Genomic DNA, 14,323 nt, shown 5'->3' on the forward strand with positions numbered 1-14,323 from the left:
GCCTCCTAACCTAGGCATCGCTCCCCAGGGCCCACGGGCCGCACGGGCCATGGACGACCAGAATCACCCCCTCCATGCCAGCGACCGGGAAACGGTCGACCGGCTCCTGGCGGTGGAGCGCCCACAAGACGAGCACCTGGTGGACGCGGCCCGGCTGCAGATGCGCTATCGGGGCTTTCCTGGCGCCGCCGACATCCGCGACGACCTGGAGCGGATCCTGAGACTCTGGGGTCTGGACGCCGAGGCGCTCCATGGCCGCACCCGGGCCATCTGGGCGGCCGGATTCCGGCCTGGTGCTGCTCCGGTGGCCGAAGCGGTGGGTTCCGGGTTTGACACCGCTTCCGACGACGCGGGCTGACCCGGGGAGTGCCGGTTTTCAGTCTGTTGGTCAGAACGGCTCTGCACAGGCGATAGTGGGAGCGTCCCCATCACCCGGCCCGGCGTGCTTTGCACACGGGCTATTTTTTTGGGCAGCTGCCGGCCTGACCAGGTCTGGGCCAGTAGGGGAGCGGGGTCCCTTAAGTTGCCGCTGACGGTTCAGCGTTCGGTGATGCCTGCTTTCCCCGCCTGGCCCCAGCTGCTGGAGCAGCTTCTCTGTGGCCAGGACCTTCAGGCCGACCAGGCCGAGTCCTTGATGCGGGGCTGGCTGGCCGGCGCCATCGATCCGGTGCTGACGGGTGCGCTGCTGGCGGCCCTGCGGGCCAAGGGCACCAGCGGCGAGGAACTGGCCGCGATGGCCGCCGTCCTCAGGGAGGCCTGCCCCCTGCCGGGACAGCGGCCCCAGCTGGAGCTGATTGACACCTGCGGCACCGGTGGCGCCGGTGCCGACAGCTTCAACATCTCCACGGCCGTGGCCTTCACGGCGGCCGCCTGCGGGGCCCATGTGGCCAAGCACGGCAATCGCAGTGCCAGTGGCCGCGTTGGATCGGCCGACGTGCTCGAAGCCCTGGGATTGCAACTGGGGGCCCCCCTGGCGACGGTGGTGGAGGCTCTGCCGCGCACCGGCGTGACCTTCCTGTTCGCCCCGGGCTGGCACCCCGCGCTGGTGGGGATGGCCCCCCTGCGCCGCAGCCTCGGCGTGCGCACCGTCTTCAACCTGCTCGGACCGCTCGTCAATCCCCTCACCCCCGAGGCCCAGGTTCTGGGGGTGGCCCGACCCGACCTGCTCGATCCGGTGGCGGAGGCCCTGCGTCGCCTCGGTCAGCGGCGCGCGATCGTGGTTCATGGCCATGGCGGCCTGGATGAGGCCACGCTGTCCGGTCCCAGTGAGCTGCGTCTCCTGGAGGACGGCGTGGTGCGCAGCGACTGGCTCGATCCCGCTGAGCTGGGGCTGGCACCCGCCGATCTGGAGGCCCTCAGGGGCGGGGATGTGGCCGCCAACCGTCTGATCCTGGAGGCGGTCCTGCAGGGACGGGGCACCCAGGCCCAGGCCGATGTGGTGGCTCTCAACGCTGCCCTGGTGCTCAAGGCGGCGGGGCTGGAGCCCTCGATCGCCGCGGCCCTGGCCCGGGCCCACCAGGCCCTGGCCGATGGCAGCGCCTGGGCCAGGCTGGCAGCGCTGCGGACCGCCCTGTCGGGGTCTGAAGGATGATCGGGATCCCTGCCGACGCCACCCTGACCACCCCACAGGAGGCCCCGTCTGCGCCCAGCAGCGCCACTGACGCGGCTGCGCCCAGCAGCGCCACTGACGACGTTGCGGCTGTGCTCGTGCTGGCTGATGGCACCGTCCTGCGGGGCCTGGCCTGCGGCGCCCGTGGCAGCGTCTGCGGCGAGGTGGTCTTCAACACCGGCATGACCGGCTACCAGGAGGTGCTCACCGATCCGAGCTATTCCGGCCAGCTGATCACCTTCACCTACCCGGAGCTCGGCAACACCGGCGTCAATGGCGAAGATCTCGAGGCGGACCACGCCCATGCCCGCGGCTGCATCGTCCGCCAGCTCGCCCCCCGGCCCAGCAACTGGCGTTGCGAGGAGACCCTCGACCATTGGCTGAGTCGCCAGGGGGTGGTTGGCATCCGGGGGGTCGACACCCGCGCCCTGGTGCGCCACCTGCGCGAGGGGGGCGCCATGAATGGCGCCATCGCCAGCGATGGCACCGACCCGGCGGTATTGCTGCGGCAGGTGCTGGCCACCCCGGCCATGGATGGCCTCAACCTGGCGGCCCGGGTCAGCACCAAGGAGCCCTACACCTGGGGCCACACCTGCGCGGCCCGCTTCGACACCAGGCTCCAGCCACGTCCCGACCGCCCCTATCGGGTGGTGGCCATCGATTTCGGCATCAAGCGGGCCATCCTCGAACGTCTGGTGGCCCATGGCTGTGAGGTCACCGTGCTGCCGGCCGACTCCAGCCTGGACCAGGTGCTGGCGCTGCAGCCGGAGGGGGTGTTCCTCTCCAACGGCCCCGGCGATCCGGCGGCGGTGGGTGAAGGGATTGCCCTGGCACGCGACCTGCTGCAGCAACCGCAGCTGCCGGTCTTCGGCATCTGCCTCGGCCACCAGATCCTCGGACTGGCCCTGGGTGGCCGCAGCTTCAAGCTCGGCTACGGCCACCGGGGCCTCAACCACCCCTGCGGCTCCCCGGGATCGGTGGAGATCACGAGCCAGAACCACGGTTTCGCCCTTGAAGCGGCCTCCCTTCCGGCCGAGCGAGTGCGGATCACCCACCACAACCTCAACGACCACACGGTGGCCGCCCTGGCCCTGCGCAGCCAGCCGGTGTTCGGCATCCAATACCACCCGGAGGCCAGCCCCGGACCCCACGATGCCGACCACCACTTCGCCCGGTTCACGGCGCTGATGGCGGAACGCCGTTGAATCGGCACGTTTCGTTGCGGTTCCCTGAATCGGGATAGGGGTCTCTACAGTTCGGCGCGTTCAACACCTTTGAGGACTGGGGCCATCACCGACCTGCAGCGACTGACCGTCTCCCTGAGAGGGGGCAGCGAACGGCGGGAAGAGTGCCTGCTGTTCAGTTTCACCGGGCAACTGGACGCCTATTCCGACAAGCAGTTCACCGAGTTCATCAGCGATCGGCACAAAGGGGACAACCTCCCAGTCGTCATTGACCTCAGCCGCATCGATTTCATCGACTCCTCCGGACTCGGCGCCCTGGTCCAGCTGGCCAAGCTGTTCAACGAGAGCTCCCGTCAGTTCCTCGTGGTCGGCAACGCCCGCGTCGTCCAGACCGTCAAGTTGGTGCGGCTGGAGGCCTTCCTGCACCTGCAACCCGATCTGGAGTCCGCCCTTGGCAGCCTCGCCCCCGCCTGAGGGGCCCGGCCACTGGCTGGCTTCCGTTTCCACCCAGGCCCCAGCCACGCCCCTGGCCACCGCCCAGCTGGCCTGGTTGGGGGATGCGGTCTGGGAACTGCACCAGCGCCTGCGCCACTGCCGGCAACCGGCGCGAGCTGCCGACCTGCACCTGGCCGTGGTGGCCGAGGTGCAGGCGGAAGCCCAGGCCGAAGCCCTGCGGCGTCTGGATCCCCTGCTGAGTGAGGCGGAGCGCCGCCTCGTCCTGCGTGGCCGCAACCAGGCGGGACGGGGTCCCCGCCGCAGCACCCCCCGGGCTTACGGGCAGGCCACGGGATTTGAGACGATGCTGGGATGGCTTTTTCTGCAGGACCCCAGACGGCTGGCTGAGCTGCTGGACCATCTCGAGAAGACCGAACCCTGTCCCCCCTCCGCCAGCCCATGAGTCCCTCCCCTGACCGTCGCGGTGATCGCCGCCCCGACCGGCGTCCTGATCGCCGCCCTGATTCCGGTGCCGACCGGACCCCTCGTCGCCTCGGCTCCGCCCGACCCCGGCGCCCTGGAGAGGCCTATGGCCGTGACAAGCCTCCCTTTGATCGGGAACGGGGCGGCGAGCGCGGTGGCGAGCGGCCGGGTGGCCCAGACCGTGCGGCCAGCAACCCCTACGGCCGGCGCCCCTACGAAGGCCGTCCCGGCGCTGATCGCCCCGACGATTCCCGCGGCGGCGCCGGTCGTCCGACCCGCGAACGGCGCGGAGGTGATCGCATCATTCCCGCCCGCCCCTCCTTCGGCCGCCCCGTCCCAGGCCGCGGTGGGGCCGGACGACCGAGTTCCGGCCGTCCCATCCCATCGCGGTCGGCTCCGGCCCGCCGCGGACCAGCCCTGTTCCGGGACGCCGACCGCGCCCCACGAACCTTCCAGGGACGCAGCGGCCCGGAGCGGCCGGAGTCCGACGGCTCCGATGTCGATTTCCGTGGCGCCGCCGACGCGTTTGCCGCCGCCGCCCCCAGCGACCTGATCTGGGGCCGCCACACGACCCAGGCCACCCTGGAGAGCGGCCGGCCGATCCACCGGGTGTGGTGCACGCCCGAGATGCGTTTCAACCCGCGTTTCCTGCAGCTGCTGCGGGAGGCGAAGTCCTCCGGCGTGCTGGTGGAGGAGGTGACCTGGGCGCGCCTGGGCCAGCTCACCGGTGGCGCTGTGCACCAGGGCATCGTGCTGCAGCCCGCCGCCGCCGAGACCCTCGACCTGACCAGCCTGATCGAAGGCTGCCGCTCGATCGGCGAGGCTCCCCTGCTGATCGCTGTCGATGGCCTCACCGATCCCCAGAACCTCGGGGCCATCGTCCGCAGCGCCGAGGCCCTCGGTGCCCACGGCATGGTGCTGCCCCAACGCCGCAACGCCGGCCTTACCGGCTCGGTGGCCAAGGTGGCCGCCGGGGCCCTGGAGCATTTGCCAGTGGCGCGGGTGGTCAACCTCAACCGTTCCCTCGACACCCTCAAGCAGGAGGGTTATCGGGTGGTGGGTCTGGCGGAGGAGGGCACGGTCAGCCTGGAGGAGGTGGACCTGGAGGGCCCCCTGGTGGTGGTCACCGGTTCGGAAGGGGATGGCCTGTCGCTGCTGACGCGCCGTTCCTGCGACCAGCTGGTGCGCATCCCCCTGCGGGGCGCCACCCCGAGCCTGAACGCTTCGGTGGCCACGGCGCTGCTGCTCTACGAAGTGGCCCGGCGCGGCTGGATGCGGGGCCTGACGGGCTCCGCCCCCGCCCCCAGGATCGTGCGCCCCTCCATGCCGGCACCGCCTGATCCCGAGCTGCCGAGCGAGCCAGAGCTGCCAACCCAGGATGGGCTCGAAGCCACCACACCGGAGGTCGCGACTCCAGAGCCATCCAGCGACGATCAGCCGTTTGAGTCCGAGGATCTTCAGCCGGTGGAGTCTGAAGCCGCCACCCTCGAAGCGGCCGCCATCGAAGCCGCCGCGATGGAAGCCCCTAACGAGCCACCCGCCTGGCAGCACCAGGAATCGCCTGGCGCAAGGGAGCCGGAACCCCCCATGGACAGCGCAATGGAGACGCTGCCCTACCTGCCCGCGAAGGCCCCAGGCTTCGCGGGCGACATCCGCCTCTGATTCCGCCGGGGGGCTGGCCCCAGCCGCCCCCCAGAATGGCCACAACGCCACCCCTTCTCCATGAATCCACTGCTCTGGCCCACGCGCGGCATCGCCAATGGGTTGGGCCTGGCCTGGTGGGCGCGGGTGGAGACCCGCTCCCCCGACGCGGTGTACTGGTTCGGCCCCTTTGTGCGCCGGCAGACGCTGGAGCGGGCGCTGCCCGCCTTCCTCGATGATCTGCGGGCGGAGTCACCGGCCTCCCTGGAGCACCAGTGCCTGCGCACCGGCCGCAGCGAGCCGTTCACCGAATCCCCCGATCTGGCCGACTGAATTCTGGCCGACTGATAGCGTCCATCGCAGCTGGCTAGCGGTTGGATGGGCATCGCCGAATGGCGGGAGCAGCTTCGGCGGGGCGAGGTGTCGGCCCGGGAGCTCACGGATCGCCACCTGGCGCGCATCGCGGCGGTGGACCCCACCGTGCATGCCTTCCTGGAGGTGACCAGCGAACGGGCCAGGGCCGATGCCGACCGCATCGATGCGGCCCGGGCGGCGGGTGAGCCCCTGCCCCCCCTGGCCGGCATCCCCCTGGCCATCAAGGACAACCTCTGCACCAAGGGCATCCGCACGACCTGCTCCAGCCGCATGCTGGAGAACTTCGTCCCCCCCTACGAATCCACGGTGACCGAGCGCCTCTGGCAGGCCGGTGCCGTTCTGTTGGGCAAGACCAATCTCGACGAGTTCGCCATGGGCAGCTCCACCGAGACCTCGGCGTTCGGTGCCAGCCGCAACCCCTGGAACCCGGATCGGGTGCCCGGGGGCAGTTCCGGCGGCAGTGCCGCGGCCGTGGCCGCCGGTGAGTGCATCGGCGCCCTGGGCTCCGACACCGGCGGCTCGATCCGCCAGCCCGCCAGCTTCTGCGGCGTGGTGGGTCTCAAGCCCACCTACGGCCGGGTGAGCCGCTGGGGACTGGTGGCCTTCGCCTCCTCCCTCGACCAGGTGGGCCCGTTCAGCAGCAGCGTGGCCGATGCCGCCGAGCTGCTGCAGGCGATCGCCGGCGAAGATCCCCGCGATGCCACCTGCCTGAAGGCACCGGTGCCCGATTATGGCGCCGAGCTGGAGAAGCCGATCGCCGGCCTGCGGGTGGGGCTGATCCGCGAGTGCTTCGACCAGGAGGGTCTGGATCCGGAGGTGAAGGCCTCGGTGCTGGCGGCCGCCGCCCAGCTGGAGGCCCTGGGCTGTGAGCTGGTGGACGTCAGCTGTCCCCGCTTCAACGACGGCATCGCCACGTACTACGTGATTGCCCCGTCGGAGGCCTCCGCCAACCTGGCCCGCTACGACGGCGTCAAGTACGGCTACCGGGCGCCGGCCACCGAAGCCGGCAGCGATGGCCTGGCCGCGATGACCGCCCGCAGCCGGGCCAGCGGCTTCGGCGAGGAGGTGCAGCGGCGCATCCTGATCGGCACCTATGCCCTCTCCGCCGGCTATGTGGACGCCTACTACCGGAAAGCCCAGCAGGTGCGCACCCTGATCCGCCGCGATTTCGACCGCGCCTTCGAATCCGTGGATGTGCTGCTGACCCCCACCTCGCCCACCACCGCCTTCCCCAGCGGCGCCCACGCCGGTGACCCCCTGGCCATGTACCTGGCCGACCTGCTCACCATCCCCGCCAACCTGGCCGGCCTGCCTGCCATCAGCGTTCCCTGCGGCTTCGACGCCCAGGGCCTGCCGATCGGCCTGCAGCTGATCACCGGCGTGCTGGAGGAGCCCAAGCTGCTGCGGGTCGCCCATCAGTACGAGCAGGCGGCCCGGGTGATGGACGCCCGGCCCGCGGCGGCGCTGGTGACCTAAGCAGGAACCCCCTTTTGCCGGAGGGGAGGGGCCAGCCCGCTCAACCTAGGGTTGTCCCGATCGGGCACGGCCGACCATGAACGGGGACGAAGCGACCATTCGCGACGTGCTGGAGCAGTGGGCCGAGGCCACCCGGGATGGACGGGAGGAGGAGATCCTCGCCAACCATCTCGATGAGCTGGTGCTGTTTGATGTGTTGTCGCCGCTGCAGTACACCTCAGCGGCGCAATACCGGGACAGCTGGCAGTCCTGGCAGCCGGACACCCGGGGCCCCGTGCAGTTCGCGCTGCAGGATCTCGCTGTCCAGGCGGGAGCCGATGTGGGCTACGCCTTTGGCTTGCTTCAGTGCGGAGGGACGCTCCCGGACGGTCAGACGTTTGGCGAGACCGTGCGCATCACCTTCTGCCTTTGCAAGCGGAGTGGCCAATGGAAGGTCGCCCACCAGCACGTCTCCAGACCCGTCGAACGGAATTGATGCAGCCTTCATTCGCCATGGAGCCAAGGATGAAGCGAGGCCTGGCCGTCCTGCTGCTGTTGATCGTCGCGGTCCCTGCCGCCTGGGCGGATCAGGGCCATGTCCGCTGTCTGAGGTCCATTGGCCTCAAAACTCCCCTTAAACTTCAGCTCAGTATTTTGTCTGACAGCAATGACAGGGGCTACGTTCTTTACCAGGGTGGCAGTGGGCGCATTCCCCTGAAGTTGTTGAAGGTGACTGAATTGAGAAGGGTGTACGGAGGAAGACCATCAGAGTTTGAAACCCAGTGGATTGAAATGTCCCCCAATGGATCGGGAGGACGCTATGTCTATGTCAATCAAGGTGCCATCATCGATGACTTTCGATACATCCGCAAGGATGGAAGGGTCTTCAAGTTCGAGGATGACCTTGATGCCTTCACTGACGATGGATGCACATGGGCCGCCCCCTAGGGCGGAGTCCCCGAGCCCGCGATCATTGGCCCCGATCCCCGCCAGGCCGTTGCATCCCATCGGCCACGGATCTGCCGCATCGATCGACCAACGGTGTCCTGCGGCCTGACTAGAGAGACATATGGATCATCCCAACCTCTCGAATCGTCAGAACAGGACCTGGCTGGCCGTGCTGTCAGCGGTGGTGTTGATGGTGGCCGGTTTCGCCATCCTCAACAACCAGCATCAGCAACGGCTTCAAGCCGAGGCCCAGGTTCAGACCGCCCAGGATCAGGCCAACCGGGAATCGATGCAACGGATGCAGGGCGAACTGGCCCTCAACAATGAATTGGAGTCCGCCTCGCAGCGGGAGGCCGCTCTCCAGCTGCAGCTCAAGGAGATGGACGCGGGGGCAAGCCGCCTTGAGGCGGCCGACGGCGTGCAGCAGGCCAGGCGCCAGCAGGCGGAACGGGAGCTTCAGGAGCTGCGCACCCAGCGCGCCAAGCTGGAGAAGCAGGTTGACTGCGAACGCATTCAGTTGACGGTGAACCAGCTCAGCGCCAAGGGCGACACCGATCAGGCCACCAAGCTCCAGAGTCTGTGGGCCGCACCTTGCCCCAACCTCCAGGCGGCCAAGTAAGGAGGTGATCATCTAACCATGCAGAATGGTTATCAGGAAGTCAATGGGCCGAGGCTCAACCGACTGCAGTGTGCCGGCGTGGCGGGTCGTTGGCGAGGCCGATCCTCAGCGCCGGTGTCAGCCCCCCATAATGACCGGCGCAGGCTGGTGATCCTTGGGATGCAGATGGCTCGGTGGATTCACGGCGGGACGTTTGCACCGTCGATCCGGTTGATCGATTCGGGTGGGCTGACGGCCTGATGTCCGTACCGGCAGAGGGGTCACCCATCCATATCGTTCTGGTGGGCAGCTTCGGCGCCATCGGCGACAACGTCTACCGGCAGCATGAGCCGGCGGCGGCGCTCGCCCGCCTGGGCGGTGTGGAGGTGGTGGAGGTGCATCCCCTGGCCCGCCACCGTGATGCGGCGGCACTGGCGGCCGATGTGCTCGTCCTCTCGATGATCATGGACGTGGAGGCCCTGCGGCTGATCCACCAGCGGCGCCTGCTGGGCAAGGCCACCTTCTGTGAGGTGAACGACTACCTGCCGGATGTGCAGGCGTGGAATCCCGCCCACCGCTCCTGGTCGGATCGGCGTGGCCTGCGCCTGTTCCGGGAACTGGTGCAACGCAGTGACGCCACCCAGGTGACCTCGCCGGCGCTGGCCCAGCGGCTGGCTCCACTGGCGCCGCAGCTGGCGGTCTTCCCCAACCAGCTGGCGTCGCTGCCCCCGCCGCGCCCGGGCGGTCCTGCCGCGGCGGCTGGCGAGGGCGTGCCCGTGGTGGTGGGCTGGGGTGGTTCGATCGGCCATCTCCAGGACCTTGCCAGCGTGGCGCCGGCGCTCTGCGGCTGGCTGCAGGCCACCCCTGGGGTGCGGCTGGAGATCATGGGCGACCCGGCCCTGGCCGGCCTGTTCGAGGCGGCACCCGCCGAGCAGTTCCGTTTTCGGCGCGCCGGCTCCCTGGCCCAGTACCTGCAATGGCTGCAGGGTCTCGACATCGGCCTGGCCCCGCTGCTGCCCACCGACTACAACCGCTGCCGCTCCGACGTGAAGTTCCTGGAGTACGCCGCCCACGGGGTGGTGCCGGTGCTGCAGCGCCTCGATCCCTACAACAACGTGCGTGATGGCGTCACCGGGTTCCTGTTCGCCGATCCGGCGCAGATGCTCTCGGTGCTCGATCGGCTCCTGGACTCCCCGGCCCTGCGCCGGGAGGTGGCCGCCAACGCCTACGGGCAGGTGGCCCGCGAGCGCCGGCTCGACGCTCACATCGGCGAGCGCCTCGCCTTCTACCGCCGGGTGCAGGGCGCCGTGAAGCCAGCGGTTGGGCCCGTGCCGGAGCCGCTGCGCCGGGCCGGCGCACGGCGGCTGGAGTCCCTGCCTGGGCTGCGCCGTGTGGGAGAGCATCTCCACCACCTCGATCTGGACAGCCCGGCCGACCAGCAGCGGGCCGCCGGTGTGGACGCGCTCCAGGCAGAGGATCTGGCCCGGGCCGAGGCGGCGTTCCGCGAGGCGGTGCGCCTCGATCCCGGCGACCCCCACGCCCATGCCTTTCTGGGTCTCTGCCACCTCAAGCAGGGGCGCGCCGGGCAGGCCCAGGCGGCGCTGGAGCAGGCGAGCGCCCTGGATCCGCTGCTGTCCCGGCCGGTGCGGGCCCTGGCCCGCCTGCACCGCCAGGCCGCCGAGCACTACGGCCAGCTGGCCTGCCAGCTCAATCCCCCGGAAGGTTCCGGCCCACCGCCATGAGTTCGAGCGAAGCGGCCCCCGCCGACGCCTGGCAGCAGCGTTTCGGGGAGGGGCGCGCCCTGGAGCGCTCCCGGCGCTGGGCTGAGGCCGAAGCCCTGTACCGCCAGCTTCTGCGGGAAGCCCCCGATCACAGGGGCGCCCACTTGCAGCTGGCCAACGTCTGCCACCACCAGGGCCGCAGCGGGGAGGCGCTGGCCCTGCTCGATCGGCTGCTGGAGCTGGACCCCCAGCTGGCCCCGGCCCAGGCCAACCGGGGGGCGATCCTGCAGCTGCAGGGTGATCTGGAGGGGGCCAGCCACTGCTATGGCCAGGCGCTGGCCCTTGATCCCGGCCTCCAGCAGGCCGCCGACAACCTCGCCCAGGTGGCGGAGCTGCTGATCCTCAGCGACCGGGTGGCGGCGGGTGAGCAGGCCCTGCGCACCTTGCTGGGCGCCGTGCGCGGCCACAGCAGCGGGCTCTACAGCCTGGGCGTGCTGCGCATGGCCCAGGCGCGCTTCGAGGTGGCCCAGCGCTGCTTCGAGCGCCTGCTGCGCCAGGGGCCCCAGGCGCCGGCGGTGATCTTCCAGCTGGGGCAGGTCCGCGAAGCGCTGGGGGACCTCGAGGCGGCGATCGAGGCCTACATCGCCGCGCTTCAGCTCGATCCCGCCGCCACCGACGTTCTGCTGCACCTCCAGTACGCCCGCCTCAGCCTCTGCGACTGGGAGCGCCACGACGATCGCCTGCAGCGGCTGCGGCGACGGCTGGCGGCCCATGGGGAGCGCCCCGATGGGGGTCCGCTGACGCCACTGCGGCTGCTGTGCTTCCCGTTGCCGCTGGAGCTGCAGCGGCAGCTGGCCACGCGATTCAGCGCATCCAGCACCCGGGGGGTGGCACCGCTGCCGCCGGCGGAGCATGCGGCGGGCGAACCGCGACGCCTTCGCATCGGCTACCTCTCGGCGGATTTCCGCGACCACGCCATGGGCTCCTTGATCCACGGCCTGTTCGTCCACCACGACCGCGAGAGCTTCGAGGTGTTCGCCTATGGCCTGGCCGATCACCACGACGCCTACACCGCTTCGGTACAGGCAGGGGTGGACCACTTCACCGTGGTGTTCGGCTGGAGCCACCGGCAGATCGCCGAGCGGATCCTCAGCGATCGCATCGATGTGCTGATCGACCTGATGGGCCATACCCACCATAGCCGGCCGGCGGTGCTGGCGATGCGGCCTGCTCCATTACAGCTGTTGTACCTGGGCTACCCGGGAACCATTGGCGCCAGCTGGATCGATGGCCTGATCGCCGACCGCTGGCTGATTCCACCGGAGCTGGAACACGGCTATAGCGAACGGGTGCTGCGGCTGCCCTGGGCGTTCGTGAGCTCGCCGCCTCCGGAGGGCACCGCGCCGCCGCCGCCGCCGCCGGGCCGCGCCGAGCTGGGCCTGCCGCAGCAGGGGGTGGTGTTCGCCTGTTTCAACCGGGCCGAGAAGCTCGATCCCCATCGCTTCGACCAGTGGCTGGAGATCCTGCGCCGGGTGCCGGGTGCCGTGCTCTGGTTGTTGCTGGAGCACCCGCTGGTGCGCCGGAGGCTGCGGGAGCGGGCGGCCGCGGCGGGCATCGATCCGCAGCGGCTGGTGTTCGGGGCGCTGATGGACGGGGCCCGCTTCGCCGCCGCCTGCTCCCAGGCCGACCTGTTCCTGGACACCGCCACCTACGGCGGCGGCGCCACGGCGGTGACGGCCCTGCGGGCCGGGCTGCCGCTGCTCACCTGCCCGGGGGAGAGCTTCCCTTCGCGCATGGGGGCCAGCCTGCTGGCTGCCGTGGGGTTGGAGGAGCTGATCGCCCCCACACCCGACGCGTACGTGGAACAGGCGGTGGCCCTGGGCCGCGACCCGGCGGCCCTGGCGCGACTACGCCGCCAGCTCATGGAGCACCAGCAGGCGCTGCCGTTGTTTCAGACGCTGCAGTGGGTACGCCATTTGGAGCTGCTGATCCTGCAGGAACTGCAGGGGCCTGGCACTGAACTCATCGGCTGATCAGCTCCTCCATGCCTGATCTAGGCAGCGACCTCCGCATTGCAGGCTGCTCGATCGAGATGTTGCGGTTCCGGGTCTACGTCGTAGCGGAGTTGAACGGCAAAGTCGGTGTAGGTCTCAAGCGGCATGAACGCTGTGACATCAAGCTCATAGTCCTGCAGTAATTGCAGCAGCCAGATCGCGTCGCGCGATCTTGATCATATCGGTGGCCTCAGAAGTTCCCATCAAGAAAGCGCCCCTCGCGATAGGCATGGCCGATCATATGGCTGCTGAGATGGCGCTTTTCTGCCACCTGACTCTGGGAGTAAAGCTGCAGATCTACGGCAACACGGTGATGGGCAATCCTCCGCCAGATGGAGCCCAGGATCTGGAGGCGGTCATGGCAGGCCAGCCAGTTATCGGCCACGGTGATCAGCAGGTCAATATCGGAATCGGGCCGGGCTGTGCCGCGCGCCCAGGAGCCAAACAAGCGCACCTCAGCGCCGGGGATCACGGCCTGGATCTCACGGGCCATGGCGGCGAGCCGATCCTCGATCGAGAACGCCGGGGTGTTGGTGGCGAGCGCCCGAGCCGTGGGGGACATTCTGGGCCCGCTCGGTCCCACATTGGCGGCGCAGGCCTGATCGGCATCGCAACCTCCTTCTAGCTAACTTGCCCATGCCGGTGTCCTGCTCTCGGATGCTTCCATCCTTAAGCGGGTAAAGCCATGGCCAGCACCCCTGCCTCTTCCGCACGACGCCCTGAGGATGCAGGCCTTGTTTTCCCGGCCACCAGTGAGCTTGCCGGCTGGCTGGTCCGGGAGCAGTTCTCGCTCGCCTTCACCACCTACCGCGCCAACCGCCTGCTGTTTCTCGGCGTGGGCGTTGGTGGTGAACTTAAGCTGCACGAGCGGCTGCTTGATCGGCCGATGGGGCTTTACGCCCATGGCGAGGCCCTGTGGATGGCCGCCCGCCGTCAGATCTGGCGACTCGACAACCTGCTCGCCCCCGGCCAGCGCCATGAAGGCGGGGATCGGCTTTATGTGCCGGCCGCCAGCTTCACCACCGGCGATGTCAATGCCCATGAGCTGGTGATCGATGCGGCCGGGGCGCCGGTGTTCGTGAACACGGCCTTCAGCTGCCTGGCCACCCTCGCGCCAGGCTGCAGCTTTGTCCCCACCTGGCAGCCGCCCTTCATCCAGCGCCTGGCCGCCGATGACCGCTGCCACCTCAACGGTCTGGCTCTCCAGGAGGGCGTTCCCACCTGGGCCACCGCCTGCGGCCACACCGACAAGGCCGGCGGCTGGCGGGACGACCGCGCCGGCGCCGGGGTGGTGCTGCACATCCCCAGCAGCAGCATCGCCGCCACCGGCCTGGCGATGCCCCACTCGCCTCGGTGGCATCAGGGAAAACTCTGGCTGCTCAATTCCGGCACCGGCGAGCTGGGCTGGATCGAGCACGAACGCTTCTCCCCCATATGTTCCCTGCCGGGCTTTGCGCGGGGGTTGGCGTTTGCGGGGGGCTGTGCCGTGGTGGGGCTCTCCAAGCTGCGTTCGCCCCAGTTCACCGGCCTGCCGCTGGAGGAACGCCTGGCGGCCGAGGGCATCCCCGGCGGTTGTTGCGGCCTGCGGGTGATCGATCTGGCCACGGGCGCCATCCTCCACAGCCTCGAACTGCCCGATCCGATCGATGAACTGTTCGATGTGGTGGTGCTCCCTGGCGTGCGCCAGCCCCGGGCCCTAGGAGCCTGCTGAAATAGCCGCCAATCCGACTCCAGCCACAACGTTTTTGTCTGTGACGGCCATGGACAGCCCTGATCGGCAGTGGGGTTCAACTCTTCGGGTGGATTTTCTTGGCCCTTGT

Annotated in this window: 15 protein-coding genes; 14 read left to right on the forward strand and 1 reads right to left on the reverse strand. The window is 69.4% G+C overall.

What is annotated here, in order from left to right; translation table 11 throughout:
* Window positions 1-49: 49 nt before the first annotated feature.
* From KBY95_RS09795 to KBY95_RS09855, 13 genes are all read left to right on the forward strand, one after another.
* Window positions 50-358 (forward strand): DUF3288 family protein, encoded by a 309-nt coding sequence (locus KBY95_RS09795; protein ID WP_254964804.1) that lies wholly within the window; start codon window positions 50-52, stop codon window positions 356-358.
* Between the two features lie 192 nt (window positions 359-550).
* Window positions 551-1,591, forward strand: coding sequence for an anthranilate phosphoribosyltransferase (trpD, locus tag KBY95_RS09800; protein ID WP_254964805.1), 1,041 nt, complete (start codon window positions 551-553; stop codon window positions 1,589-1,591).
* Window positions 1,588-2,814 carry a glutamine-hydrolyzing carbamoyl-phosphate synthase small subunit gene (gene carA, locus KBY95_RS09805; protein ID WP_254964806.1) on the forward strand — a complete coding sequence of 409 codons (1,227 nt, stop codon included), beginning with the start codon at window positions 1,588-1,590 and terminating at the stop codon, window positions 2,812-2,814. Before trpD ends, carA begins: the two co-directional genes overlap by 4 nt.
* A 69-nt stretch (window positions 2,815-2,883) precedes the next feature.
* Window positions 2,884-3,267: an STAS domain-containing protein gene (locus KBY95_RS09810; RefSeq protein ID WP_254964807.1), complete on the forward strand. Its 384-nt coding sequence runs from the start codon at window positions 2,884-2,886 to the stop codon at window positions 3,265-3,267.
* Window positions 3,268-3,283: 16 nt separating this feature from the next.
* A complete protein-coding gene (locus KBY95_RS09815; RefSeq protein ID WP_254964824.1) occupies window positions 3,284-3,691 on the forward strand; it encodes a Mini-ribonuclease 3 in 408 nt (135 codons plus the stop codon).
* Window positions 3,688-5,373 (forward strand): 23S rRNA (guanosine(2251)-2'-O)-methyltransferase RlmB, encoded by a 1,686-nt coding sequence (rlmB, locus tag KBY95_RS09820; protein ID WP_254964808.1) that lies wholly within the window; start codon window positions 3,688-3,690, stop codon window positions 5,371-5,373. The genes KBY95_RS09815 and rlmB overlap by 4 nt, the downstream gene beginning before the upstream one ends.
* A 60-nt stretch (window positions 5,374-5,433) precedes the next feature.
* Complete coding sequence (locus tag KBY95_RS09825; protein WP_254964809.1) at window positions 5,434-5,685, forward strand: DUF1816 domain-containing protein; 252 nt, start codon at window positions 5,434-5,436, stop codon at window positions 5,683-5,685.
* A 45-nt stretch (window positions 5,686-5,730) separates the two neighbouring features.
* Window positions 5,731-7,203, forward strand: a complete 1,473-nt coding sequence (gene gatA / locus KBY95_RS09830) for an Asp-tRNA(Asn)/Glu-tRNA(Gln) amidotransferase subunit GatA (RefSeq protein ID WP_254964811.1) — start codon at window positions 5,731-5,733, stop codon at window positions 7,201-7,203.
* 76 nt (window positions 7,204-7,279) lie between these two features.
* Window positions 7,280-7,678: a nuclear transport factor 2 family protein gene (locus KBY95_RS09835; RefSeq protein WP_254964812.1), complete on the forward strand. Its 399-nt coding sequence runs from the start codon at window positions 7,280-7,282 to the stop codon at window positions 7,676-7,678.
* Window positions 7,679-7,707: 29 nt separating this feature from the next.
* On the forward strand, window positions 7,708-8,130 hold the full coding sequence (locus tag KBY95_RS09840) for a hypothetical protein (RefSeq protein ID WP_254964813.1): 423 nt from the start codon (window positions 7,708-7,710) through the stop codon (window positions 8,128-8,130).
* Between the two features lie 169 nt (window positions 8,131-8,299).
* Entirely contained in the window at window positions 8,300-8,749 is a 450-nt protein-coding gene (locus KBY95_RS09845) for a hypothetical protein (protein ID WP_254964814.1), read from the forward strand.
* 239 nt (window positions 8,750-8,988) lie between these two features.
* Window positions 8,989-10,470 carry a tetratricopeptide repeat protein gene (locus KBY95_RS09850; RefSeq protein WP_254964815.1) on the forward strand — a complete coding sequence of 494 codons (1,482 nt, stop codon included), beginning with the start codon at window positions 8,989-8,991 and terminating at the stop codon, window positions 10,468-10,470.
* Entirely contained in the window at window positions 10,467-12,482 is a 2,016-nt protein-coding gene (locus tag KBY95_RS09855) for a tetratricopeptide repeat protein (protein ID WP_254964816.1), read from the forward strand. Before KBY95_RS09850 ends, KBY95_RS09855 begins: the two co-directional genes overlap by 4 nt.
* 211 nt (window positions 12,483-12,693) lie before the next feature.
* Here KBY95_RS09855 and KBY95_RS09860 read toward each other — a convergent pair whose 3' ends face one another.
* Window positions 12,694-13,065 carry a nucleotidyltransferase domain-containing protein gene (locus tag KBY95_RS09860; protein WP_254964817.1) on the reverse strand — a complete coding sequence of 124 codons (372 nt, stop codon included), beginning with the start codon at window positions 13,063-13,065 and terminating at the stop codon, window positions 12,694-12,696.
* Window positions 13,066-13,188: 123 nt separating this feature from the next.
* On the opposite strand from KBY95_RS09860, the gene KBY95_RS09865 reads away from it, so the two are divergent.
* Complete coding sequence (locus tag KBY95_RS09865; RefSeq protein WP_254964818.1) at window positions 13,189-14,214, forward strand: TIGR03032 family protein; 1,026 nt, start codon at window positions 13,189-13,191, stop codon at window positions 14,212-14,214.
* Window positions 14,215-14,323 lie beyond the last annotated feature (109 nt).

The organism is Cyanobium sp. Aljojuca 7A6, from assembly GCF_024346455.1.
Lineage (GTDB): Bacteria > Cyanobacteriota > Cyanobacteriia > PCC-6307 > Cyanobiaceae > Cyanobium.